The organism is Enterobacter quasimori (genome assembly GCF_018597345.1).
Taxonomy (GTDB): Bacteria; Pseudomonadota; Gammaproteobacteria; order Enterobacterales; family Enterobacteriaceae; genus Enterobacter; species Enterobacter mori.
The window spans coordinates 880,214-904,243 of the sequence record NZ_JAHEVU010000001.1; the positions used below are offsets into that span (position 1 = coordinate 880,214).

Genomic DNA, 24,030 nt, shown 5'->3' on the forward strand with positions numbered 1-24,030 from the left:
AGAACTTTCAGAACAGATTTTCAATATCGGTGCTATAGGCTTTACTCACCTTCTCACCCATCGATTTCAGCTGCTGGATCATGCTGGTGAGCTTGCGCGCATAGTTCGGATCGGTAGCGTATCCCGCATTCTGCAATGCCTGCGCGCCCTGCTCCGGCGTCGATGCCTGCGTCACGGCGGTATAGCGCGGGTTTCGGCTTAGCAGTCCGACGTAATCTGACAATGCTTCAAGGTAGGAGCTGTAAACGCGGAATTTGGCTTTAACCTTCACTGCCGCGCCGTTTTCGTATTCGGTGGTGGTGATCTCGGTTGTCGGCCCCTTCCAGCTGGAGGTGGCTTTCACGCCAAAGATGTTGAAGCTCGGATCGCCGTTTTCCTTACGGATCTGACGCTGCCCCCAGCCCGACTCCAGCGCCGCCTGGGCCAGGATCAGGTGATGCGGAACCCCGCTTTGCTCGCTGGCCAGTCGCGCTGGCAGAGAAAGCTGCGCCAGGAAGTCTTTACTGTCGCCGGAGAGCGGCTCGTCGCGCGTCTCTGCGGGCTTCGGCATGGCCTTACGCACCATCTGCGTCAGCGCCTGGTTCTGATAACTGGTCACCGTTTCGATGTCGAACTTCATCGGCACCTGCTGCGGCTGATCCTCAGGCTGAATACCCTGCGCGGCGGCGGTCTGCTTGACAATCATGTCAGCCAGACCGAGCCCTTTACCAGCAGTCATCTGCTGCGCAATCTGCTGGTCATACATGCTGGTGTAAAGCCGCGTGGAATCGCTGCTGAACATCCCGTCTTTCGGCAGGGTTTCACGCATGCTTTTCAGCATCATCTGTACGAACATCCCTTCCACCTGGCGGGCGACCGGGCGGATATTCGCCGCCGGGTCTTTACCTGCTTTGGTTTTCAGTTCGTTGAGCGACTGGGCATCCCAGGCGGCACCGGTCAGCAGCTTGCTATCGGTCAGCATTAGATGATTTCCAGTTTGGCGCGCAGGCAGCCTGCACTTTGCATCGATTGCAGTATCGACATCAGATCCATCGGCGTCGCGCCCAGCGCATTCAGGGCCCGCACCACGCTGTTCAGGTTCGCGCTGGAACGGACGCTTTGCAGCGAGCCGCCGCTCTGGCGCAAATCAATCTGCGTTTGCGGCGTCACCACCGTCTGACCGCCGCCAAACGGCGTGTCCGGCTGGCTGACGTTGGCAGAGCGGTTCACCGTGACGGAGAGGTTACCCTGCGCCACGGCACAGCTGTCCAGCGACACCTCGCGGTTCATCACCACCGACCCGGTGCGCGAGTTGATGATGACTTTGGCATCCTGCACCGGCACGTTCACTTCCATATTCTGGATATCCGCCAGCATACGCACCTGGTTACTGTTACCCGAAGAGGTCCGGATCTGCACGGTACGCGCGTCAAGCGCCGTGGCGCTCCCGTAGCCGCGACTGCGGTTGATGGTGTCGGCAATTTGCTGCGCCATCGTGAAGTCTTCATTATTGAGCTGCAGGTTGATGGTGTTTCCTGTGCCAAACTGGGTTGGCAGCTCGCGCTCGATGATGGCTCCGTTAGTGATGCGCCCGCCGTTCAGCTGGTTCACCTGCACGCTGCTCCCGCCCGCAGAGGCACCGGCACCGCCAACAAGAATGTTACCCTGCGCCAGGGCATAGACCTGGCTGTCGACGCCCTTAAGCGGCGTCATCAACAGCGTGCCGCCGCGCAGGCTTTTGGCGTTACCCATGGAGGAGACAACAACGTCGATGGTCTGCCCCTGACGCGCAAACGCCGGATAGGACGCGGTCACCATCACCGCAGCCACGTTTTTCAGCTGCATGTTGGTCCCCGCAGGCACGGTAATGCCAAGCTGCGAAAGCATGTTGTTCAGGCTCTGGGTGGTGAACGGCGTTTGGGTAGTCTGGTCACCCGTACCGTCCAGCCCCACCACCAGGCCATAGCCAATCAGCGAGTTCTCGCGCACGCCCTGAACGCTGGTCAGGTCGCGAATACGGTCAGCCTGAGCGAAGGTTGCCACCAGCGCCAGCGCCACGGCGAAGATCGTTTTAAACATGGGTCACCTCGCTTACATCGGCGATAAGTTAAGGAAGAAACGCTGCAGCCAGCCCATATTTTGCGCTTCATTGATATAGCCGTTACCGACGTATTCAATGCGCGCGTCCGCCACCTGGGTGGACGGTACGGTGTTGGTGCCGCTGATGGTGCGAGGGTTAACCACACCCGAGAAGCGAATGAACTCAGTGCCCTGGTTAATGGCGATCTGTTTTTCACCCACAACGTGTAAATTGCCGTTAACCAGCACCTGGTCAACCGTCACCGTCAGCGTGCCGCTGAAGGTGTTACTGGCGTTCGCGCCACCTTTACCGTTAAAGGTATTGCCGCCAGACGCCTCAACATCCGCACGCGCATTGCCGAACAGGCCCTGCAGATAGCGTGGAACGGTGTCGAAGCCAAAATTGGTTTTGCCATCGCGGCTGGCGTTCGCCGACGAGCTCTTGCTCGCGCTGACGTTTTCCTGCAGCACAATGGTCAGCGTATCGCCGACGTTACGCGGGCGACGATCTTCAAACAGCGGCTGATAGCCGTAGTTAATCGGCTGTGCGGTCTGGAAAATGGAGCCGTTCACCACGGGCGCAGGGCCGGGAACGGGCTGGGCGGTAGTCGCACCCTCGACCAATGGTTTAGACGGGATCCAGGCACACCCGCTGAGGGTGACGGCCAGAACAGTCAGTATCGGATAACGAAACGCCGCGTTTTTTTGCATTGCCTTCATCTTCGAAAACAGGGAGCCGGTGCGGCGTTAACCGCACCGGACTGCACCTTAGAGTTGCGTCAGTTTCTGCAGCATCTGGTCGGTCGTCGACACTGCTTTACTGTTAATTTCATACGCGCGCTGGACCTGGATCATATTCACCAGCTCTTCCGCCACGTTAACGTTCGAGGTTTCAACATAGCCCTGATACAGCAGACCCGCGCCGTTCAGACCCGGCGTGCTCTCATTTGGCGTACCGGAGGACTGGGTTTCGGTGTAGAGGTTCTCACCAATGCTTTCCAGACCGGTATCGTTCATGAAAGTGGTCAGGTTGAGCTGTCCAACCTGAACGGGTGCGGCCTGGCCCTGCTGGGTGACGCTCACGATACCGTCGCGCCCGATGGTGATGCTTAGGGCATTCGCCGGAATGGTAATAGCAGGCTGAACCTGGAAACCGCCCGCCGTCACCAGCTGGCCGTTCTGATCCACCTGGAACGAGCCGTCACGGGTATAGGCAGAGGTACCGTCAGGCAGCTGCACCTGGAAGAAACCCTGCCCTTTGATGGCCACATCTTTACTGTTGTTGGTCTGAGACAGGTTGCCCTGGCTGTGCAGACGCTCGGTCGCTACCGGACGCACGCCGGTGCCGATCTGCAGACCAGACGGCAGCGTCGTTTGCTCAGAAGACTGCGCGCCCGGCTGGCGAATGGTTTGGTAAAGCAAATCTTCGAAAACCGCACGCTGACGCTTGAAACCATTGGTGCTGACGTTTGCCAGGTTGTTGGCAATCACATCCATGTTGGTTTGCTGCGCGTCCAGGCCTGTTTTCGCGATCCATAAAGAACTGATCATAAGGAGTCCTGTTAACTCATAGCCAGAAGTTGGTTAGCCTTGCTCGCGTTTTCATCCACGCTGCTGATAATTTTCATCTGCATTTCAAAACGGCGGGCGCTGGCGATCATGTCGGTCATGGCTTCAACCGGCTTGACGTTACTGCCTTCCAGCACGCCGGACATCACGCGAATGCTCGGGTCAGCCTGGAGGGTAGCGCCACGGGTGGCCTGTGCCGCCTGGGTCAGACGAAACATGCCGTCATCGCCGCGCTGCACCTCTTTGCCTTCCGCTTTAACCAGCTTCAGACGCCCGACGGGCGCAACGGTATTGGCCGGGTCGCCCGGATTCAGCGCCGAGATGGTGCCGTCTGCCGCGATGGTCAGCTCCGAACCTTCCGGTACCGTGAGCGGACCGGCTTCGCCCATCACCGGATGACCCTGAATGGTCAACTGCCCGGTTGCACTCACCTGGATATTACCGTTACGGGTATAGCCTTCGCCGCCGTCTGCCGTTTGCACCGCCAGCCAGCCGTCCTGCTGAAGGGCAACGTCCAGCGGACGCGAGGTGTAATCCATCTGGCCCGGCGTCATATCGGCACCGGGAGTGGATGCCGTCACCAGCGTACGCGTAGGCAATGAAAGCCCTTCGACCGGCACCGCACGCAGCGCATTGAGCTGCGCGCGAAAGCCCGGCGTGGAGGCGTTTGCCAGGTTGCTGGCGGTAACGGCCTGCTGATTGAGCGTCTGGCTTGCCGCGCCCATCGCTGTATATATTGCGTGATCCATTGCGCGTTCCTGTTAGCCGCTTAACGCAGGTTAACCAGCGTGTTGAGGATCTGATCCTGCGTTTTGATGGTCTGCGCATTCGACTGGTAGTTACGTTGCGCGACAATCATGTTCACCAGCTCTTTACTCAGATCCACGTTAGAGGCTTCCAGCGCGCCGTTGGTCAGCGTACCGAAGTTACCGGTACCCGCCGTGCCTAGCAGCGCAACGCCGGAGGACTGGGTTGCAGACCATACGTTGTCGCCTTCAGATTTCAGGCCTTCGTTGTTAGCGAAGTTTGCCAGCACGATCTGACCCAGAACCTGCGTCTGTTCGTTGGAGTAGTTACCCACAACGGTACCGTCGTCGTTAATCTGATAGCTCACCAGATCGCCCGGCTTGTAGCCGTTCTGGGTGGTCGCGACAACGTTGTTAGCACCGGTATTCTGCTGCATGGAGTTCTGGAAGTTCAGGTTGAACTGCGCTGCATCTGCCCCGCTGATAGAACCGGTGGTAATTTCTATTGATGGCGTGGCGTTTGGCGTCGTGCTTAGCACGCCAGCCGCGTTGTAGTTGTACACGCCTGCCAGGTTACCGTTGCTGTCGAAACTCATTTGGGCGGCTTTGGTTGCTGGAGAACCCGCTACGCTACCGTCCTGGGTGTACAGATCCCATTTGTTGTCCGCCGTTTTGACGTAGTAGACATACATGTTGTGGGCGTTACCCTGGGTATCGAATACGGTCACGGTCCCTTTTTTGTTGTAGGTATCCGGGTTAGTCGCATCGAACGCGGCAGTCTGCGCATCATCCGTGGAGTTCAGGTTGATCTGCTGGGTTGCCGTTGTGGTCGCCTTCGCAGCCATCAGGGTGTTAGGGATGGTAATCGCCTGTGGGTTCGCACCGGTCTGCACCGTTGGTGGCGTACCGGCAACCGGATAGCCGGTCAACTGCATCCCCTGCATGTTCACCAGGGTACGGTTTTCGTCGAGCTTGAACTGGCCGTTACGGCTATAGAACACAGAGCCGTTGGAATCCACCATACGGAAGAAACCGTTCTGGCTGATGGCAACGTCCAGACCACGACCGGTATTGGTCGTCGTACCGTCGGTAAAGTCCTGGGTGATCCCTGCGACTTTAACGCCCAGGCCGACTTTAGAGCCTGCAAACATATCGGCAAACGAGGCCGAACCGGATTTAAAACCATAGGTCGCGGAGTTGGCGATGTTGTTGCCAATGACGTCCAGGTTGGTGGCCGCAGCATTCAGGCCGCTGACCGCTTGAGAAAAGGCCATGACTTACTCCTGATAAGTGTAAAGGCTTAGATAATCTGCCGAACTTCGTCGAGTGTGGTGGTACCAGAGGTACCCAAATCCAGTTTGTTGCCATCGCTACCTTTGATGACGCCCTGTACCAGTGCAAACTGCAGCGGCTGCGCAACCAGCTGGGTGGTCCCGCTGCTGGCGCTGATCGCCACCTTATAGGAACCGTTTGGCGCTTTGGTGCCGTCGGTCAGGCTGCCATCCCAGGTGAAGGTATGCACACCGGCTTTCAGCTCACCGATGTCGATGGTGCGTACCACGGCACCGGTCGAGTCGGTGATCGTCGCGGTCACTTTGTCAGCCGCCTGCTGCAGCTCAACGCCAAACGGCGTGGTGGTGGTGGTTGAGGTGCCATCGGTGGTGCTGGTGCCAGCCAGAATAGTGGTCCCCGGGATCATCACCCCGTGACCAATCAGGTTGGCTGCCTGCAAAGACTGGCTGTTGTCGATTTGACCGGAGACGGAGCCGAGCGTGGTATTCAGTTTCTCAATGCCGCTCACGGTACTGATCTGCGCAAGCTGCGTGGTCAGTTCGTTGTTCTGCATCGGGTTGGTAGGATCCTGGTTCTTCAGCTGCGCCACCAGCAGCGTTAAGAAGCTGCTTTGCAGATCGTTAGCACTGCTTCCGGTCAGGGAGCTGGAACCGGAGGTCGTACTGGCACTGCTGACCCCCGTATTCGCTGGGTCATTCATACTGACGGCAATGGACATGCGTGTCTCCTTTACTGGCCGAGAGTGAGTGTTTTGAGCATCATGCTCTTCACGGTGTTGAGCACTTCGACGTTTGCCTGATAGCTGCGCGAGGCGGACATCGAGTTCACCATCTCACCGACCACATCCACGTTAGGCATCTTCACGTAACCACTGGCATCGGCGAGCGGGTTGCCCGGTTCATACACCAGCTTGTCCGGCGCCTGGCTCTCCACCACGTCAGAGACTTTCACGCCGCCCGTCGCCGCACCCGGTGCAGCATCGACCTGAAAGATCACCTGTTTCGCTTTATAGGGCTGTCCGTCAGGACCGGTTACGCTGTCGGCGTTAGCGAGGTTACTGGCGGCAACGTTCAGACGCTTGGACTGTGCCGTTAACGCCGAGCCGGCGATATCAAAAATATTCAGCAAAGCCATGGATTAGTTGCCCCCTTGCAGGACGGTCATCATGCCTTTAATTTGTCCGCCGAGTAGGGTCAGACCCGTCTGGTATTGCAGGCTGTTATCGGCAAACTGCGTACGCTCCCGGTCCATGTCGACGGTGTTGCCGTCAAGCGATGGCTGGTCGGGAATGCGATAAAGTAAATCGGTCGTGGGCGCGGTCATCGCCTGAGCAGGAATATGGCGTGAGGATGTCAGTGCAAGTGCGACACCCGTTCCTTCGGCACGTCCACGCTCCATCACTTTTTTAAGTTCACTGGAAAAATCAATATCGCGCGCCTGATACCCCGGGGTATCGGCGTTGGCAATATTGGCGGCTAAAATCTCCTGCCGCTGGGCGCGTAAGTTGAGCGCTTCCTGCTGAAAACGTAACGCGGCGTCGAGTTTATCGAGCATGTCTCCTCCGCTGATGGCAAAATTTCAGTTCACAGCTTAAATCTCACCCGGTCTCCCCTATCGACGGAATAAGCGCAAAATGCGTCGCTATTTATTCCGTTGATGCAAAACCACTGCAGGTAGAATTCGTTCAACTCTGGAAACGGTGGAACTTTCAATGCAAACGTTAAAACGTGGTCTGGTGGCGGCTCTCTTGCTGTTAAGCCCTCTGGCGCAGGCTGAAGGGTTACAGGATCGGCTAACGGCTTTTTTTGCTGAAAAACTGGCAGGCTTTAGCGATGACGTGACCGTTACCGTGCGCACGCCACCGAATCTGTACCCGACGTGTGACCAGCCGTCCTTCAGCGTGGTGGGGTTCACAAAGCTTTGGGGGAATGTGAACGTGCTGGCACGCTGCGCCAACGAAAAACGCTATTTGCAGGTTGCAGTTCAGGCGACGGGCAATTATGTTGTCGCCGCCGTGCCCATTGCGCGCGGCAGCGTACTGCAGACAAACAGCGTGACGTTGAAGCGCGGCCGTCTGGATCAGCTGCCGCCGCGCACAATGCTGGATATTAACCAGGCACAGGATGCCGTCAGCCTGCGCGACGTCGCGCCAGGCCAGCCGATACAGCTCGCCATGCTGCGTCAGGCATGGCGGGTAAAAGCAGGTCAACAGGTGATGGTGGTGGCCAACGGAGATGGCTTTAGCATCAACAGTGAAGGGAAAGCGTTAAACAATGCCGCGGTGGCGCAAAACGCCCGCGTCAGAATGTCCTCAGGCCAGGTGGTGAGCGGAACCGTCGATGCTGATGGGAATATTCTGATTAACCTATAATCTTTTTAAAGATTTCGCGGTACGTGCCGATAAATATTCAACTAATGATGATGTCAGGCGCAAACGCCGCGAACCCTCGATGAGGACAACACTATGAGCATTGATCGTACATCAGCCCTGAAGCCGGTTAGCACTGTACAACCTCGCGAAACGAATGACGCACCCGCGCAGAAAACGCGTCTGGAAAAACCGTCTACGGCTAATAGCACCAGCGTGACCCTGAGCGACGCGCAGGCGAAACTGATGCAGCCGGGCAGCAGCGATATCAACATGGAACGTGTTGAAGCGCTGAAAACGGCCATTCGTAACGGCGAGCTGAAAATGGATACCAGCAAAATCGCTGACGCGCTGATCGAGGAAGCGCAGAGTTTCTTACAGAGTAAATAACCGTATGAGTCGACTGTCAGAAATACTGGATCAGATGACGGTTGTCCTGAACGACCTGAAAACGGTAATGGATGCTGAACAACAACACCTGTCTTCGGGTCAAATCAACGGCAGCGCGTTGCAACGCATTACTGAAGACAAAAGTTCGCTTCTGGCGACGCTGGATTACCTTGAGCAGCAGCGACGCGCTGAACAGGATCAGAAGCGCAGCGCCAACGATGAAATTGTCGAACGCTGGCAAACGATTACGGAAAAAACTCAGCATCTGCGCGATCTCAACCAGCATAACGGTTGGTTACTTGAGGGACAGATGGTGCGTAATCAGCAGGCTCTGGAAGTATTAAAGCCCCATAAAGAGCCGGGGCTGTACGGTGCGGATGGTCAGACGGCCACGGCACGCATTACGGGCGGGAAAAAGATTTCGATTTGACGCCTTAGCGGCAAATCAGGCGGAGGGGAGCACCATAAGGTGAACTCCCCTTTTGGCGTTTATGCCGTACGGCGGGTGAACTCTTTCACCTTGAATCCCAACACCGCGAGCGTGGCGAAGTAGGCCACCACGCCGACCACCACAACGGCCATCAGGCGCATCAGGCGGAATGGCATGGTGCCCGCTGACCAGTCCGGCATGACATACAGTATGCCCAGCAATGCCGCCGACATCACCAGCACCGCGATCGCCAGACGCACAAGAAAACGCGACCAGCCCGGCTGCGGCGTGAAAATATCCTGCTTGCGCAGCTGCCAGTACAGCAGCCCGGCATTCAGGCAGGCCGCCAGACCGATCGACAGCGCCAGCCCGGCGTGTCTCAGCGGACCAATAAACGCCAGGTTCATCAACTGAGTCATAATCAGCGTCACGATGGCGATTTTCACCGGCGTTTTGATATCCTGGCGTGAATAGAATCCCGGCGCCAGCACCTTCACGACAATCAGCCCCATCAACCCTACCGAATAGGCGATAAGCGCCTGCTGGGTCATGGCGGCGTCATGGGCGGTAAATTTACCGTACTGGAACAGCGACACCGTCAGCGGTTTCGCCAGAATCCCCAGCGCCACCGCGCTCGGCAGCGCCAGCAGAAAGCAGAGACGCAGCCCCCAGTCCATCAGGCGGCAATACTCATCGTGGTTGCCGCTGGCAAAGCTTTTCGACAGCGACGGAAGCAGAATCGTCCCCAGCGCCACGCCCAGCACGCCGGACGGAAACTCCATCAGACGGTCAGCGTAGTACATCCAGGAGACCGAGCCGGACACCAGGAAAGAGGCAAAGATGGTGTTGATGATGAGTGAGATCTGGCTGACGGAGACACCAAGAATGGCGGGTCCCATCTGCTTGATCACGCGCATCGCCCCGGCATCTTTGAGATTGATGCGCGGCAGAACCAGCATGCCAATTTTCTTCAGGTGCGGCAGCTGGTAAGCAAGCTGCAGCACGCCGCCCACGGTCACGGCCCAGGCCAGCGCCAGCACCGGCGGGTTGAAATGCGGCGCGGCAAACAGTGCAAAGCCGATCATGCTGACGTTAAGAAACGTCGGCGCAAACGCCGGGACGGAGAAGCGGTTCCAGGTATTGAGTATCGCCCCCACCAGCGAGGCCAGCGAGATCAGCAGAATATAGGGGAAAGTAATGCGCAGCAGCTGCGAGGTCAGGGCAAATTTATCCGCCGTATCCGCAAAGCCCGGTGCCGTGACCATAATCACCCAGGGCGCGGCCAGCATCCCGATGACGGTCACCACCGCCAGCGCCAGGGTGAGCAGCCCCGAGACGTAAGAGACAAAAACGCGGGTCGCATCCTCGCCCTGCTTGCTTTTATATTCTGCGAGAATCGGCACGAAGGCCTGGGAAAACGCGCCTTCCGCAAAAATACGGCGCAATAAGTTCGGCAATTTGAACGCGACGAAGAAGGCGTCCGTGGCCATCCCTGCACCAAATACCCTTGCCACAATGGCGTCGCGCGCAAAGCCGAGCACGCGGGAAAACATGGTCATCGAGCTGACGGCCGCCAGCGATTTTAATAAGTTCATTAACGTGAATTTCCAGAACCATACGGATTTGTAGGCCGGGTAAACCTAAGCGCCACCCGGCAATGCCAACAAGCGGCGCTTAGTCTAACCGGATTTCAACGAATTACTATCCGCAGATGTTACAGCGAGTTATTCACTCATGGCGTCGCGCCAGAGCCTTTCCACAATGCGCTGCGCCAGTATCGCCTGCTCGCCGGAGGTTTCAGGAACCGTCTGATTTTGCACGCAGGTGATAAAGTGACGAGCGCACCCAACAAACCCGCGCTGCTCCAGCGTACTCTGCCAGCCGGGAACGGGCAGCGTCACCACGCCGTTGCCCTTCTCTTCTCGCCACTCACGCATGTCCGTGATGTCGACCAGCGCGCCGTCGGTCACTGCCTGCACGGATTCACGCTGGCTACCGGCCCGACGGTGCATGCTGGTAGTCACCTGAAGATGCTCAACGGCAAAGTGGTGTTCCGCGTAGACCAACTGCCCCTGATCGTTTGTCAGCAGAGTGCCGCTTTTCAGCTGCGCATTGTCGTCCGTCAGCCATAACGCCGTATCCACCACGTGAAGATAATCATCCAGCAGGGTGAAGCGCAGATCGTTCGGCCCAATGCTGTCGGTGCGGTGTTTATCCATCCGCAGAGAGGCGAGCGCGCCCGACTGCGCTTTCAACTGCTGATAAAGCGGCGCGAAGCGTCGGTTGAAGCCCACCATCAGCGTCAGCTTTTTGCGCGCGGCAAGCTCAATCAGCCGCTCGGCATCCTGAACATTTTCCGCCAGCGGCTTATCCACGCAGACGTGGACACCCGCGTTGAGCAACTCGCTCACCACCTGATAGTGGGTAGACGTTGAGGTATGCACAAATACCGCATCGCACTCCCGGGCTAACGCCTGAAGCGAGCTGGCATACGGCATGCGCCAGGTTTCACAGATCCGCTCGGCCTTCTCGCGCGTGGGTGACCATGCCCCCTGCAGCGTCCAGTCCGTCGCCGCCCCCAAAACCGGCAGCCAGGCTTTCTGTGCAATACCGCCCAGCCCCACCACGCCAATGCGTAATTTTTTCACCATCAGTCTCCCAAATGTGCCAGCAATGCATCCAGACGCTGTTTCAGCCCGGCAACCTCGTCTTCCAGTGCCTCCACGCGGGCAACCAAATCGACATCTCCAGCATTGATATCGGCTGCAATGGATTTAACTGAAATATCCACATCCCCACTGAACAGATGCATATAGCGGCTTTCGCGTTTGCCCGGCTCGCGCGCGAGACGCACGACGTACGGGCCATCCTCACGAGCCGCCAGCCCTTCAAGCGTCTGTTCGACCTCCTGCATATCGCTGAACTCATGCATACGGGAAGCGCGCGTGCGCAGTTCTCCTGGCGTTTGGGCCCCGCGCAGCAACAGCGTGGTGATGACCGCCACTTCCGCACTGCTCAGCTTCAGGTCGCCAAATTCAGAGTTACAAAAGCGCTGTTCATACTTAGTGACGCGATTACCGAAGCCGCTGACGGTGCGCAGGTAGTGGCGTTTGACCAGCGCATCCAGCACGTCCTGAACGTCATGCTCGCTGAGGTTCATCACCGGCTCGCGGTTGGTTTTCTGGTTGCAGGCCATGGTCACGGCGTTGACAGAGAGCGGATACTGCTCCGGCGTGGTAACCTGTTTTTCGAGCAAGCACCCAATCACGCGCGCTTCTGCACCGCTTAACTGATATTTCATCTTTTCTCCTTAACGACCTGCAGTCCAGTCCGGGGTGGTTAATGCGGTGAGGACATGATCGCGCCATTCGCCATCGATAAGCAGATAGTCTTTGGCGTAGCCCTCTTTCTCAAAGCCCAGGCGCGCCAGCAAATCCCCGCTGCGCTGATTATGCGGCATGTAGTTCGCCATAATACGGTGGATATGTTGCGTGCGTTGCATGTAGCGGATCGCCGCCGTTAACGCCTCAAACATCAGCCCCTGCCCCTGCCATTTCTGACCGATAGAGTAGCCGAGATAGCAGGCGTGGAACGATCCTCGCACCACGTTAGAAAAATTGGCGATGCCGATAATCTCTTTTTCTTCCGGATCCAGCAGCGCGAAATAAAACGCGCTGCCCTGTTTGTGAAATTCCGCGATCATGCTGAGACGCGCCTGCCAGCCGGAGGGGTAACAATGGCTCTCGTCCCGAACGGGTTCCCAGGGCTTTAAAAACTGGCGATTCTCGGCGTAATAATCCGCCAGACGCCAGGCATCACGTTCATGCACCAGACGAACGACGAGCCTGTCCGTTGTCAGACGCACTTTTGGCACATTGCTGCGATAGCCAAACATCGATACCACTCCTTCCCGTCACTTCTGTTCTACCCATTAGCTTTACTATACCTGCGCCTGCGCCGTCTGTGAAAACAGTGACATACCATTTTGACCTCTTTTCACATTTTTCGATGAGAACTCTCTATCAAAGCACCCTTTTGATAAAAAAATATTGTCACGCCCGGGGGTGGGAAAAAACGCGGCGACACCGCAGAATGTTAGCGTGCTCACCTTCTTATTTTCCCTGGAGGGAAAATGTCCCGCGTAACACAGGCCAGGAGCCTGGGTAAATATTTCCTGCTCGTCGATAACATGCTGGTCGTGCTCGGCTTTTTTGTCGTTTTTCCGCTTATTTCGATCCGCTTTGTCGATCAGATGGGCTGGGCGGCATTAATGGTTGGCATTGCACTGGGGTTGCGCCAGTTTGTCCAGCAGGGTCTGGGCGTCTTTGGCGGGGCCATTGCTGACCGCTTCGGCGCTAAACCGATGATCGTTACCGGCATGCTGTTACGCGCGGCAGGCTTTGCCACGATGGCAATCGCCCACGAGCCCTGGCTGCTGTGGTTCTCCTGCTTCCTCTCCGGGATTGGCGGCACCCTGTTCGATCCGCCGCGTACCGCGCTGGTGGTGAAGCTGATCCGCCCGCAGCACCGGGGACGCTTCTTCTCGATTCTGATGATGCAGGATAGCGCCGGCGCGGTGATTGGTGCACTGCTGGGCAGCTGGCTCCTGCAGTATGATTTCCGTCTGGTCTGTGCGACCGGTGCGGTGCTGTTTATTCTCTGCGCCTTGTTCAATGGCCTGTTCCTGCCCGCGTGGAAACTGTCGACGGTGAAAGCACCGGTGCGAGAAGGTCTGGGCCGCGTTTTGCGCGACAAACGCTTTGTCACCTATGTGCTCACCCTGACGGGGTACTACATGCTGGCGGTGCAGGTCATGCTGATGCTGCCGATCATGGTTAACGACATTGCGGGAACCCCTGCCGCCGTGAAGTGGATGTATGCCATTGAGGCCTGCCTGTCACTGACGCTCCTCTACCCGATCGCCCGCTGGAGCGAGCGGCGCTTTCGTCTGGAGCATCGCCTGATGGCTGGGCTTCTGCTGATGACGCTGAGCATGATGCCCATTGGGCTGGTGAATTCGCTGCAGCAGCTGTTCATGCTGATTTGCACCTTCTACATCGGCTCAATCGTTGCCGAACCCGCGCGTGAAACGCTGAGCGCCTCACTGGCCGATGCGCGCGCGCGTGGCAGCTATATGGGGTTCAGTCGACTTGGGCTCGCCCTTGGCGGCGCGCTGGGCTATGCCGGAGGCGGCTGGCTGTTCGACGCCGGTAAAGCGCTGGGCCAGCCGGAACTGCCCTGGATGATGCTCGGCGTGGTAGGCTTTATGACCCTGCTGGCCCTGTGGTGGCAATTCAGCCAGAAGCGCAGCGCGAGCGGCATGCTCGAACCCGGCGCCTAGTTCTTCTTTCTGGCGGGCATCCTTTCCCGCCTCAATTCTCAGTTTTTTCTGCTGGTTTCTCCCTGGTCACACTGACATACTTGCGTATCAGGACAGATGCGCCGATTTTTCGTTGAGGAACACTATGAAGAAGATTGTCATTGCCGCTGCGTTAATTGTGAGTGGCCTGCTGGTGGGCTGTAACCAGCTTACGCAGTACACCGTCAGTGAGCAGGAAATTAATCAGGCGCTGGAAAAACATAATAACTTTGCCAAAGACATCGGCGTTCCGGGCCTTGCCGATGCCCATATCGTCCTCAGCAATCTCGCCAGCCAGATTGGTCGCGAAGAGCCGAACAAAGTCACCCTTTCCGGTGACGCCACGCTGGATATGACCTCGTTATTCGGCAACCAGAAAGCCGATATTAAGCTGAAGCTCAAGGCGCTGCCGGTCTTCAACAAAGAGAAAGGGGCCATTTTCCTGCAGGAAATGGAGATCGTCGATGCGGTCGTCACGCCGGACAAAATGAAGCCGGTACTGCAAACCCTGATGCCTTATCTGAATCAGTCGTTGCGTAATTACTTCAACCAGCAACCCGCCTATGTCTTGAGCGAAGACAAGAGTAAGGGTGAAGCGCTCGCGAAAAAATATGCAAAAGGGATAGAGGTGAAACCGGGAGAAATCATTATTCCTTTCACCGATTAACCTGAAGGGTGCGGAAGCGCCCTTTTTTTTCGCAGAAAAGTGTGCAAACGAAAACGTTTCCGCTTATGATTTGTGTCCGGCAAAAACAGCCATCCTTATGACTGATTACTGACAAGCCGGAGCTTCCATGACTGCACAACCCCAGGTTCTTAAAATCCGCCGCCCTGACGACTGGCATATCCATCTGCGCGATGGCGATATGCTGAAAACCGTCGTGCCCTACACCAGCGAAATTTATGGCCGCGCGATTGTTATGCCTAACCTGGTTCCGCCAGTCACGACCGTCGATGCCGCGATGGCTTACCGCCAGCGCATTCTTGACGCCGTTCCGGCGGGGCATGATTTCACCCCGCTGATGACCTGTTACCTGACCGATTCACTGGACCCGAACGAAGTGGAACGCGGGTTTAACGAAGGCGTCTTCACCGCGGCGAAACTCTACCCGGCCAATGCCACCACCAACTCCAGCCACGGTGTGACCAGCATTGACGCCATCATGCCCGTTCTGGAACGGATGCAAAAATTGGGCATGCCGCTGCTGGTACACGGGGAAGTGACGCACGCCGAGATTGATATCTTCGACCGTGAAGCCCGGTTTATCGAAACGGTAATGGAACCGCTGCGCCAGCGTCTGCCTGCCCTCAAGGTGGTGTTTGAACACATCACCACCAAAGACGCCGCGGAATATGTTCGCGATGGCAACGATCTTATCGCCGCCACCATCACGCCTCAGCACCTGATGTTTAACCGTAACCACATGCTGGTTGGCGGCGTGCGCCCCCACCTCTATTGCCTGCCGATCCTCAAACGCAATATCCACCAGCAAGCCCTGCGCGAGCTGGTTGCGAGCGGTTTCTCCCGCGCGTTCCTGGGTACCGACTCCGCCCCGCACGCGCGTCATCGTAAAGAGGCCAGCTGCGGCTGCGCGGGTTGCTTCAACGCTCCTACTGCGCTGGCGAGCTATGCCACCGTGTTTGAAGAGATGAATGCGCTGGAACATTTTGAAGCGTTCTGCTCCCTCAACGGCCCACGCTTTTATGGCCTGCCGGTGAATGACAGCTTCATCGAGCTGGAGCGCAAAGCAAGCCAGGTGGACGAGGCAATTCCGTTGACGGACGACACGCTGATCCCATTCCTGGCCGGTGAAACCGTAAACTGGACGGTAAAACGTTAAAAAATCAACGCCTCTTGTTGTCAAACGCATAATATACCTGTATATATAAACAGTATATTACACAGGGGGCATTTATGCGTATTGAAGTCACCATTGCCAAAACAACCGTTCTGCCTGCTGGCGCACTCGATGCGCTGGCGGGTGAATTATCCCGTCGTATTCACAGCACCTTTCCTGATAATGATGGCGCCGTAACGGTACGTTACGCGGCCGCAAACAACCTCTCCGTCATCGGCGGTGCAAAAGAAGACAAAGATCGTATCAGCGAAATCCTGCAGGAAACGTGGGAAAGCGCCGACGACTGGTTCATCACGGATTAACCTTGCTCCCTCATTGTTTTGCCGGGTCGCCCCGGCTTTTTTTTGTCTTTTTATCCTGGATAAGTTCAAATTATTTCAGCATCTTCTTAGAAAATCGTGAACAAGACGGTGTTTTATTGTTCGAAGAATCCTAAAACGCAGAAAAATGTGTCGCCAGCTGTTTATTTTTCTCTTCGGAACCCTTATTACTTGTATACTGAAGATGCTTTCAGAAAAACATGCATTGAACCTCAAAGCCGTTGTCTTCTAACACGCATTTAGGGGGTTATAATGGAAAAGAATAGTGAAGTCATCCAGACCCACCCGCTTGTCGGCTGGGATATCAGTACCGTAGATAGCTACGATGCGCTGATGCTGCGTTTGCACTACCAGACCCCAAATCAACTCAACCGTGACGAAGCGGAAGTTGGACAGACGCTGTGGCTTACAACAGACGTCGCCCGTCAGTTTATTTCTATTTTAGAAGCAGGTATCGCAAAAATAGAATCTGGCGACTATCAGGAAAATGAGTATAAACGGCATTAGTAAGATGCCCATTTTTCACTCAACAGGCACCCTTGTGGTGCCTTATTTATTTCTCCCTTGTGTCAGCCCGCATAGTTAATTACTCTGCTAACAAAGCGTGAGTTAACGAGATGCATATGAGATACGACTTAATCATTATTGGTAGCGGTTCCGTAGGTTCTGCTGCCGGTTATTACGCAACGCAGGCCGGTCTGAAGGTTCTGATGATTGATGCCCACCTTCCTCCGCACGCGGAAGGTAGCCATCACGGTGATACCCGTCTTATTCGCCACGCCTATGGTGAAGGGGAGCGCTATGTCCCGCTGGTCTTACGCGCCCAGACGCTGTGGGATGAACTGGCAACGCTGACCGAAGAACGCATTTTTGACCGCACGGGGATTATCAACCTTGGCCCGGCCAGTTCTGCATTTCTTGCGAACGTGGAACAGAGCGCGAAGGAATTTAATCTTGATGTTGAACGTCTGGATGCGAACGGCATTATGCAACGCTGGCCGGAGATCGCCGTTCCGGATGATTACATCGGGCTGTTTGAAGCCAACTCGGGCGTACTGCACTGTGAGGCGGCCATTAAGACATGGATTGCTTTGGCGGCAAAAGCCGGCTGTGCCCAGTTGTTCAACTGCCCCGTAAGCGGCATTACCCATCATGCTGACGGTGTCACCGTCACCACCGCTGACGGTGACTATTCTGCGTCTCGGCTGCTAATTAGCGCCGGAACCTGGGTAACAAAACTGCTCCCGGATCTGCCCATTCAGCCCGTGCGCAAAGTCTTCTCCTGGTTCCAGTCAGACGGGCGTTACAGCACGCAGAATAAATTCCCGGCATTCACCGGCGAGTTACCGAATGGCGATCAGTTCTACGGCTTCCCGTCAGAGAAGGACGCGCTCAAGATTGGCAAACACAACGGCGGACAAATGATCTCCACGCCTGAGGAGCGTAAACCTTTTGGCGCGTACCCTCAGGATGGTTCAGAGGCGTTCATGTTCCTGCGCACTATCCTGCCGGGCGTTGGCGGCTTGCTCTACGGCGCGGCCTGCACCTATGACAATACGCCAGATGAAGATTTCATTATTGATACCCTGCCGGAGCATGACAACACGCTGCTCATTACCGGCCTAAGCGGCCACGGTTTCAAGTTTGCCTCCGTGCTTGGCGAAATTGCCGCGCAGTTTGCGCAGGGTATTACGCCGCCATTTGATCTGCAGCCCTTCTCGCTCTCACGTTTTAACGGATAATACCCGCCAGGCTCCGGATCTCCGGAGCCTCTTTTATCTGAGGAAAAATGATGCGCAGGATCGTCGACTTACTCGTCAATAATATTCGCGAGCATTTTATGCTCTATCTGTTATTGTGGGCGCTGCTGGCCATCATTGATGTTATTTACATTGTATTTTATTGAAAAGAAACGCTGACGTTTATTGACACTTCTTGAGATTAATTATGTTTTAACGCATCCACTGATTCCTCCTGATTTTTATTGCTCGAAGCTTTTGAAATACATCCACGCAACACCTTCAAATACGCTGAAATAAATTAAATTAAAAAGGTTATCTGCTTATTTCAGTTGCAATATCCTCTGTTCCCGTTCATTTTTATTGCTCGAATGAATTTGAGTGGTATCTCCTATGCAATTGCGTAATACCCCCCATCGCTACGGAATAATATCCATAGGTTTGCACTGGATATTCGCGCTTGCGGTGTATGCTATGTTCGGGCTTGGACTCTGGATGGTCACGTTAAGCTATTATGACGGCTGGTATCACCAGGCACCGGAACTGCATAAAAGCATAGGTGTCCTGTTGATGATGGGTCTGGTTGTTCGCGTCGTCTGGCGACATATTTCCCCGCCGCCGCCCGCGCCGAAAACCCACGGTAAATTCACGCGCGTGAGCGCTGTCGCGGCCCATATTGCTCTCTACGCCCTGCTTTTTGCCATTCTGATTAGCGGATACCTTATTTCAACAGCGGATGGCAAGCCGATCAGCGTCTTTGGACTTTTTGACGTTCCCGCCACCCTCAGCGATGCTGCCGTCCAGGCGGATACCGCTGGCGTTGTCCATCTGTGGCTGGCCTGGAGCGTGGTTATTCTTTCTGTCCTTCACGGGCTTGCGGCCCTCAAACATCACGTTATCGATAAAGACGACACGCTGAAGCGCATGCTTGGCCGTTCGTCCTCTGACTCTGGAGCATAAAATGAAAAAACACCTGCTGGGCATCGCCTTAGGTTCACTGTTATTCACCACCGGTTCTGCTGTTGCGGCTGATTATAAAATTGATAAAGAGGGCCAACATGCCTTCGTCAATTTCCGTATTCAGCATCTTGGCTATAGCTGGCTCTATGGCACCTTTAAGGATTTTGATGGCACCTTTACTTTTGACGAGAAAAATCCGGCAGCGGATAAAGTCAATGTCACCATTAATACCAATAGCGTGGATACCAACCACGCCGAGCGTGATAAACATTTACGCAGTGCAGAATTTCTGAACGTATCGAAATTCCCGCAGGCGACGTTTGCCTCTACCGGCGTGAAAAAGGACGGTGATAAGCTGGATATTACCGGCAACCTGACGCTTAATGGCGTGACCAAACCCGTCACTCTGAATGCGAAATTGCTCGGTCAGGGTGACGATCCGTGGGGCGGGAAACGCGCCGGTTTTGAAGCCGCAGGTAAAATTCATCTGAAAGACTTTAACATCACCACGGATTTAGGCCCGGCATCTCAGGATGTGGAACTGATTATTTCCGTCGAAGGCGTTCAGCAGAAAGGATAAAAAAATGCCCGGCGGTATTTCCCGTCGGGCATATTCATTACTCAGGGTCGGGAATACCCAGTTTGGTATTCAGACGTCCGCGGGATTTATTAAAAATCTTGTTCCCGTTTTCGCGACCTGCGCGACGGCGACGCTGCTCGTCTTCCGGCAGCACGCTCTCTTCGCTGCACAGCTCGCTACAGCAGCCGTTAAATTTCTCAGCGCAGGTTGGACACTGAATAAACAGCAGGTGGCAACCGTCGTTTTTGCAGTTGGTATGCGTATCGCAAGGCGTTCCGCACTGGTGGCAGTGGGCGATCACGTCGTCGGAAATACGCTCCCCCATGCGCTCGTCGAAGACAAAGTTTTTGCCGATAAAGCGCACCGGCAGGCCCTGCTCGCGCGCGCGGCGCGCATACTCAATGATGCCGCCTTCGATGTGCCAGACCTTGCTGAAACCGTTGTGCTTCATCCACGCACTGGCTTTCTCACAGCGGATCCCGCCGGTGCAGTACATCACGATCTTTTTGTCTTTATGTTCCTGCATCATCTCAACCGCTTTCGGCAGTTGCTCGCGGAAGGTATCAGCCGGAATTTCCATCGCGTTCTCAAAATGGCCCACTTCGTACTCATAGTGGTTGCGCATATCGATAAAGACCGCATCAGGATCGTCAAGCATGGCGTTCACTTCAGCGGCCTTGAGGTATTCCCCGACGTCGCCGGCATTAAAGCTGGGATCGTCAATACCGTCAGCCACGATACGCTCGCGCACTTTCATGCGCAGAACCCAGAACGATTTCCCGTCATCATCCAGCGCAATGTTCAGGCGTAAGCCATTAAGCGCCGGATCGAAGCCGTAAAGAAAATCACGGAAGGCGTTGACCTGACTTTCCGGCACGCTGATTTGCGCATTAATACCTTCATGCGCCAGATAGACGCGCCCGAAGACATTGAGCGCAGTCAATGCCTGATAGAGTTCATCGCGGGTCGCTTGTGGATCGTTGATAGTGAAGTATTTGTAGAACGAGATAGTCGTGCGCGGTTCGGTTTCAGCCAACATACGCGCTTTCAACATCTCATTCGATACGCGGTTGTGTAACACTGGCATGGTGTACAAGTCCTGCAATCGTTAGAGAATTAAAATCGGTCGGCATCATATAGCAAACAAAGCTAATTTACATCCACACAATTTACGCTACATTTCAGCCTACCTGATTTACCAGGATTAACAATTGCTGGATTCGTGCACGTTTCGATGACAGACATTTTGGCTACGTACTAAAAAATGCGAGAATAGCCATTCAGGACGTAAGAACACAGGACAGACATGACCCAGTTACCGAAATTTACTGCCGCCCTTTTGCATCCCCGCTACTGGTTGACCTGGATTGGCATTGGCTTGTTGTGGCTTATCGTACAGCTACCTTACCCGGTTATTTTCCGCCTCGGTAAGGGGATCGGCCACGTTGCGCGGAAATTGATGAAACGCCGCGTCAGGATTGCTTACCGCAACCTCGAACTCTGTTTCCCGCAGATGAGCGAGACAGATCGTCACGATATGGTAGTTAAAAATTTCGAATCCGTTGGCATGGGGCTGATGGAAACAGGCATTGCATGGTTCTGGTCGGACAAAAGAATGGCCCGCTGGACGGAGGTTGCCGGAACCGGTATGGAGCCCGTGCACACATTGCAGGCTAATCAGACCGGCGTACTGTTGATTGGCGTCCATTTCCTGACGCTTGAAATCGGCGCGCGGATGTTTGGCATGCAGGCGCCTGGTATTGGCGTATATCGGCCGAATGACAACCCGGTCATCGATCTCATCCAGACCAATGGCCGCATGCGCTCTAACAAAAGCATGATTGACCGTAAAGATCTGAAGGGCATGATCCGCGCCCTCAAATCCGGTGAGGTGGTCTGGTACGCCCCCGATCACGATTACGGCCCGCAATCCAGCGTGTTTGTGCCGTTTTTTGCCGTCGATGAAGCGGCGACCACCACGGGGACCTGGATGCTCGCCCGAATGTCTAAAGCGGCCATTGTTCCCTTTGTCCCACGCCGCAAGCCGGATGGTTCAGGCTATCAGCTCATCATGCTTGAGCCAGAGCTCACGCCGCCTCTGGACGACGCAGAAACCACCGCGCGCTGGATGAACGGTATCGTAGAGAAATGCATCATGCTGGCACCAGAGCAATACATGTGGCTTCATCGCCGCTTTAAAACGCGCCCGCAGGGCGTTCCCTCCCGATACTGATTGTCATGCGGCCTCCGGGCCGCATGCTGTTTTAGCTTTAAAAGCTCCCCCTCATTGCGGCAATCCTGACCCAGGCGCATAATTAGCACGCTTATTACTTCCCCTTCCCGGCGCACTGTATCTTAATTTGCGGAGAGTTATGTCACCCTCAGATGCTCCCATAAACTGGAAACGTAACCTCGCGGTTGCCTGGCTCGGCTGCTTTCTGACGGGCGCGGCGTTCAGCCTGGTCATGCCTTTCCTGCCTCTCTACGTTGAACAGCTTGGCGTTACGGGCCACAGCGCGCTCAATATGTGGTCAGGTCTGGTGTTTAGCATCACCTTTCTGTTTTCCGCCATCGCTTCGCCATTCTGGGGCGGCCTTGCCGACCGCAAGGGGCGAAAAATTATGCTGCTGCGTTCAGCGCTGGGGATGGCCATCATTATGGCGCTGATGGGCGTGGCGCAAAACGTCTGGCAGTTCCTGGTGCTGCGCGCACTGCTTGGCCTGTTGGGCGGATTCATTCCCAATGCTAACGCCCTGATTGCCACACAAATTCCGCGCCATAAAAGCGGCTGGGCTCTCGGTACGCTCTCAACGGGTGGCGTCAGCGGTGCGCTTCTTGGACCTCTGGCGGGCGGCTTGCTGGCGGATAGCTACGGCCTGCGGCCCGTCTTTTTCATCACCGCCAGCGTGCTGTTCCTCTGCTTTGTCGTCACCTTGCTCTGCATCCGTGAAAAATTCACGCCGGTCGCCAAAAAAGAGATGCTTCATGCGCGGGATGTTCTTACCTCGCTGAAAAACCCCAAACTGGTGTTGAGCCTGTTCGTGACAACCATGATCATTCAGGTGGCGACCGGGTCGATCGCCCCTATTTTAACGCTGTACGTGCGCGATCTGGCGGGCAACGTCAGTAATATTGCCTTTATCAGCGGGCTGATTGCTTCAGTACCTGGCGTGGCGGCACTGCTTAGCGCGCCAAGGCTGGGCAAACTCGGCGACCGCGTTGGGCCCGAAAAGATCCTGATTTGTGCCCTGGTGATTTCCGTTCTGTTACTCATCCCGATGGCGATGGTGCACTCACCCTGGCAACTCGGCCTGCTGCGCTTTTTGCTCGGCGCGGCAGACGGTGCGTTATTACCTGCCGTACAGACCCTGCTGGTCTACAACTCAACGAACCAAATCGCCGGACGTATTTTTAGCTATAACCAGTCGTTTCGTGATATCGGCAACGTCACCGGGCCGCTTGTCGGGGCGGGGATTTCCGCCAGCTTCGGCTTTCGCGCCGTTTTTATCGTCACGGCCGGTGTCGTGCTGTTTAACGCCATTTATTCCTGGCTCAGTTTGTCCCGGACGATGCGTTCTGAACTGAATAAGACAAATGCCTGACGGCTTATTTTCGCATTCATACTTGCAAAATCAGAGAATCAGCTATTCTTTCCCTGAATACCTTCATGAAAAACAGGGAGACACCGATGACCATGTACGCCACGCTGGAAGAAGCAATTGATGCCGCTCGTGAAGAATTCCTCGCCGATAATCCCGGCATTGAGGAAGAAGATGCTGACGTGCAACAACTCAATATCCAAAAATATGTCCTGCAGGACGGCGATATTATGTGGCAGGCCGAATTCTTTGCCGACGACGGTGAAGAGGGAGAATGTTTGCCGATATTGAGCGGTGAAGGTGCCCAGGCCGTCTTCGACGGCGATTACGACGAAATTGAATTACGCCAGGAATGGCTTGAGGAAAATACCCTGCATGAATGGGATGAGGGAGAATTTCAACTCGAACCGCCGCTGGATACCGAAGAGGGCCAGACCGCAGCCGACGAGTGGGACGAACGTTAAGCTCTCACTACTCGTAAGGGCCGTGGCTGGCATCGATGGGCAGCAATAGCGTGTCGAAGATCAGCGAAAACGGCAGATCGAGCACGGTCAGGTAGCGCCAGGCGGAATCTCGTACGTCCCATTTGACGCCGGGATAATACTGATTCCCGTGACCTTGCCCCGGAATAGTGCGGCTGATAATGCTGCCGCAGCCGCTGAGCAGACATGTCATCAACACCACGACAATTATTTTCATTCATTACCTCTAAAAAAATACCGGCCTCGCAGCCGGTATTTTATCTGGCGGGTGCACTTCG

General features: G+C 55.5%; 30 protein-coding genes. 15 read left to right on the forward strand and 15 right to left on the reverse strand.

What is annotated here, in order from left to right; all coding sequences use genetic code 11:
* Nucleotides 1-7 precede the first annotated feature (7 nt).
* The 9 genes from flgJ to flgB are packed head-to-tail and all read right to left on the reverse strand — an operon-like array spanning nt 8 to nt 7,220.
* Complete coding sequence (gene flgJ / locus KK102_RS04255; protein ID WP_010429665.1) at nt 8-961, reverse strand: flagellar assembly peptidoglycan hydrolase FlgJ; 954 nt, start codon at nt 959-961, stop codon at nt 8-10.
* Nucleotides 961-2,058 carry a flagellar basal body P-ring protein FlgI gene (locus KK102_RS04260; RefSeq protein ID WP_216357034.1) on the reverse strand — a complete coding sequence of 366 codons (1,098 nt, stop codon included), beginning with the start codon at nt 2,056-2,058 and terminating at the stop codon, nt 961-963. Before KK102_RS04260 ends, flgJ begins: the two co-directional genes overlap by 1 nt.
* A gap of 12 nt (nt 2,059-2,070) precedes the next feature.
* Nucleotides 2,071-2,769: a flagellar basal body L-ring protein FlgH gene (gene flgH, locus KK102_RS04265; protein WP_126543703.1), complete on the reverse strand. Its 699-nt coding sequence runs from the start codon at nt 2,767-2,769 to the stop codon at nt 2,071-2,073.
* Nucleotides 2,770-2,826: 57 nt separating this feature from the next.
* Nucleotides 2,827-3,609, reverse strand: a complete 783-nt coding sequence (flgG, locus tag KK102_RS04270; RefSeq protein ID WP_000625853.1) for a flagellar basal-body rod protein FlgG — start codon at nt 3,607-3,609, stop codon at nt 2,827-2,829.
* Between the two features lie 11 nt (nt 3,610-3,620).
* On the reverse strand, nt 3,621-4,376 hold the full coding sequence (locus tag KK102_RS04275; RefSeq protein ID WP_010429655.1) for a flagellar basal body rod protein FlgF: 756 nt from the start codon (nt 4,374-4,376) through the stop codon (nt 3,621-3,623).
* A gap of 20 nt (nt 4,377-4,396) precedes the next feature.
* Complete coding sequence (flgE, locus tag KK102_RS04280; protein ID WP_126543702.1) at nt 4,397-5,647, reverse strand: flagellar hook protein FlgE; 1,251 nt, start codon at nt 5,645-5,647, stop codon at nt 4,397-4,399.
* 26 nt (nt 5,648-5,673) lie between these two features.
* On the reverse strand, nt 5,674-6,384 hold the full coding sequence (gene flgD, locus KK102_RS04285; RefSeq protein ID WP_126543701.1) for a flagellar hook assembly protein FlgD: 711 nt from the start codon (nt 6,382-6,384) through the stop codon (nt 5,674-5,676).
* A gap of 11 nt (nt 6,385-6,395) precedes the next feature.
* Nucleotides 6,396-6,800 carry a flagellar basal body rod protein FlgC gene (gene flgC / locus KK102_RS04290; RefSeq protein WP_126543700.1) on the reverse strand — a complete coding sequence of 135 codons (405 nt, stop codon included), beginning with the start codon at nt 6,798-6,800 and terminating at the stop codon, nt 6,396-6,398.
* Between the two features lie 3 nt (nt 6,801-6,803).
* Entirely contained in the window at nt 6,804-7,220 is a 417-nt protein-coding gene (gene flgB / locus KK102_RS04295; protein ID WP_010429643.1) for a flagellar basal body rod protein FlgB, read from the reverse strand.
* 157 nt (nt 7,221-7,377) lie between these two features.
* On the opposite strand from flgB, the gene flgA reads away from it, so the two are divergent.
* From flgA to flgN, 3 genes are all read left to right on the forward strand, one after another.
* Nucleotides 7,378-8,037, forward strand: a complete 660-nt coding sequence (gene flgA, locus KK102_RS04300; protein ID WP_126543699.1) for a flagellar basal body P-ring formation chaperone FlgA — start codon at nt 7,378-7,380, stop codon at nt 8,035-8,037.
* Between the two features lie 93 nt (nt 8,038-8,130).
* Nucleotides 8,131-8,424, forward strand: a complete 294-nt coding sequence (flgM, locus tag KK102_RS04305; protein WP_126543698.1) for a flagellar biosynthesis anti-sigma factor FlgM — start codon at nt 8,131-8,133, stop codon at nt 8,422-8,424.
* 4 nt (nt 8,425-8,428) lie between these two features.
* Nucleotides 8,429-8,854, forward strand: coding sequence for a flagella biosynthesis chaperone FlgN (gene flgN, locus KK102_RS04310; protein ID WP_108418043.1), 426 nt, complete (start codon nt 8,429-8,431; stop codon nt 8,852-8,854).
* 59 nt (nt 8,855-8,913) lie between these two features.
* Here flgN and murJ read toward each other — a convergent pair whose 3' ends face one another.
* The 4 genes from murJ to rimJ all read right to left on the reverse strand — a co-directional run bounded on the left by murJ (nt 8,914) and on the right by rimJ (nt 12,749).
* Entirely contained in the window at nt 8,914-10,449 is a 1,536-nt protein-coding gene (gene murJ, locus KK102_RS04315) for a murein biosynthesis integral membrane protein MurJ (RefSeq protein WP_126543697.1), read from the reverse strand.
* Between the two features lie 129 nt (nt 10,450-10,578).
* Nucleotides 10,579-11,502: a Gfo/Idh/MocA family protein gene (locus KK102_RS04320; protein WP_216357360.1), complete on the reverse strand. Its 924-nt coding sequence runs from the start codon at nt 11,500-11,502 to the stop codon at nt 10,579-10,581.
* Between the two features lie 2 nt (nt 11,503-11,504).
* Nucleotides 11,505-12,155 (reverse strand): YceH family protein, encoded by a 651-nt coding sequence (locus KK102_RS04325; protein ID WP_216357035.1) that lies wholly within the window; start codon nt 12,153-12,155, stop codon nt 11,505-11,507.
* Nucleotides 12,156-12,164: 9 nt separating this feature from the next.
* Complete coding sequence (rimJ, locus tag KK102_RS04330; RefSeq protein WP_010429626.1) at nt 12,165-12,749, reverse strand: ribosomal protein S5-alanine N-acetyltransferase; 585 nt, start codon at nt 12,747-12,749, stop codon at nt 12,165-12,167.
* A 237-nt stretch (nt 12,750-12,986) separates the two neighbouring features.
* On the opposite strand from rimJ, the gene mdtH reads away from it, so the two are divergent.
* From mdtH to KK102_RS04375, 9 genes are all read left to right on the forward strand, one after another.
* The gene (gene mdtH / locus KK102_RS04335) at nt 12,987-14,195 is read left to right on the forward strand and encodes a multidrug efflux MFS transporter MdtH (protein WP_216357036.1); all 1,209 of its coding nucleotides are present in this window, start codon (nt 12,987-12,989) and stop codon (nt 14,193-14,195) included.
* Nucleotides 14,196-14,319: 124 nt separating this feature from the next.
* The gene (locus KK102_RS04340; RefSeq protein ID WP_010429621.1) at nt 14,320-14,880 is read left to right on the forward strand and encodes a lipoprotein; all 561 of its coding nucleotides are present in this window, start codon (nt 14,320-14,322) and stop codon (nt 14,878-14,880) included.
* A 127-nt stretch (nt 14,881-15,007) separates the two neighbouring features.
* Entirely contained in the window at nt 15,008-16,054 is a 1,047-nt protein-coding gene (gene pyrC, locus KK102_RS04345) for a dihydroorotase (RefSeq protein WP_216357037.1), read from the forward strand.
* 74 nt (nt 16,055-16,128) lie between these two features.
* Complete coding sequence (gene dinI / locus KK102_RS04350; RefSeq protein ID WP_126543693.1) at nt 16,129-16,374, forward strand: DNA damage-inducible protein I; 246 nt, start codon at nt 16,129-16,131, stop codon at nt 16,372-16,374.
* 270 nt (nt 16,375-16,644) lie between these two features.
* On the forward strand, nt 16,645-16,899 hold the full coding sequence (gene bssS, locus KK102_RS04355) for a biofilm formation regulator BssS (RefSeq protein WP_003858012.1): 255 nt from the start codon (nt 16,645-16,647) through the stop codon (nt 16,897-16,899).
* 116 nt (nt 16,900-17,015) lie between these two features.
* Nucleotides 17,016-18,134, forward strand: a complete 1,119-nt coding sequence (solA, locus tag KK102_RS04360) for an N-methyl-L-tryptophan oxidase (protein WP_126543692.1) — start codon at nt 17,016-17,018, stop codon at nt 18,132-18,134.
* A 50-nt stretch (nt 18,135-18,184) separates the two neighbouring features.
* On the forward strand, nt 18,185-18,298 hold the full coding sequence (locus KK102_RS04365; protein ID WP_010429609.1) for a DUF2770 family protein: 114 nt from the start codon (nt 18,185-18,187) through the stop codon (nt 18,296-18,298).
* A 226-nt stretch (nt 18,299-18,524) separates the two neighbouring features.
* A complete protein-coding gene (locus tag KK102_RS04370) occupies nt 18,525-19,091 on the forward strand; it encodes a cytochrome b (RefSeq protein ID WP_126543691.1) in 567 nt (188 codons plus the stop codon).
* Nucleotide 19,092: 1 nt separating this feature from the next.
* Nucleotides 19,093-19,671, forward strand: coding sequence for a YceI family protein (locus KK102_RS04375; protein WP_126543690.1), 579 nt, complete (start codon nt 19,093-19,095; stop codon nt 19,669-19,671).
* 37 nt (nt 19,672-19,708) lie between these two features.
* Here the strand turns inward: KK102_RS04375 and trhO are convergent, their stop codons facing one another.
* A complete protein-coding gene (gene trhO, locus KK102_RS04380; protein ID WP_216357038.1) occupies nt 19,709-20,758 on the reverse strand; it encodes an oxygen-dependent tRNA uridine(34) hydroxylase TrhO in 1,050 nt (349 codons plus the stop codon).
* 219 nt (nt 20,759-20,977) lie between these two features.
* Here trhO and KK102_RS04385 point away from each other — a divergent pair, with 219 nt between their 5' ends.
* The 3 genes from KK102_RS04385 to KK102_RS04395 all read left to right on the forward strand — a co-directional run bounded on the left by KK102_RS04385 (nt 20,978) and on the right by KK102_RS04395 (nt 23,734).
* Nucleotides 20,978-21,904 carry a Kdo(2)-lipid IV(A) acyltransferase gene (locus tag KK102_RS04385; protein WP_126543688.1) on the forward strand — a complete coding sequence of 309 codons (927 nt, stop codon included), beginning with the start codon at nt 20,978-20,980 and terminating at the stop codon, nt 21,902-21,904.
* 139 nt (nt 21,905-22,043) lie between these two features.
* Nucleotides 22,044-23,273, forward strand: coding sequence for a multidrug efflux MFS transporter MdtG (gene mdtG, locus KK102_RS04390; RefSeq protein ID WP_216357039.1), 1,230 nt, complete (start codon nt 22,044-22,046; stop codon nt 23,271-23,273).
* Between the two features lie 86 nt (nt 23,274-23,359).
* Nucleotides 23,360-23,734, forward strand: a complete 375-nt coding sequence (locus KK102_RS04395; RefSeq protein ID WP_100167059.1) for a MysB family protein — start codon at nt 23,360-23,362, stop codon at nt 23,732-23,734.
* Between the two features lie 7 nt (nt 23,735-23,741).
* Here KK102_RS04395 and KK102_RS04400 read toward each other — a convergent pair whose 3' ends face one another.
* On the reverse strand, nt 23,742-23,969 hold the full coding sequence (locus KK102_RS04400; protein ID WP_010429597.1) for a YceK/YidQ family lipoprotein: 228 nt from the start codon (nt 23,967-23,969) through the stop codon (nt 23,742-23,744).
* Between the last annotated feature and the right edge of the window lie 61 nt (nt 23,970-24,030).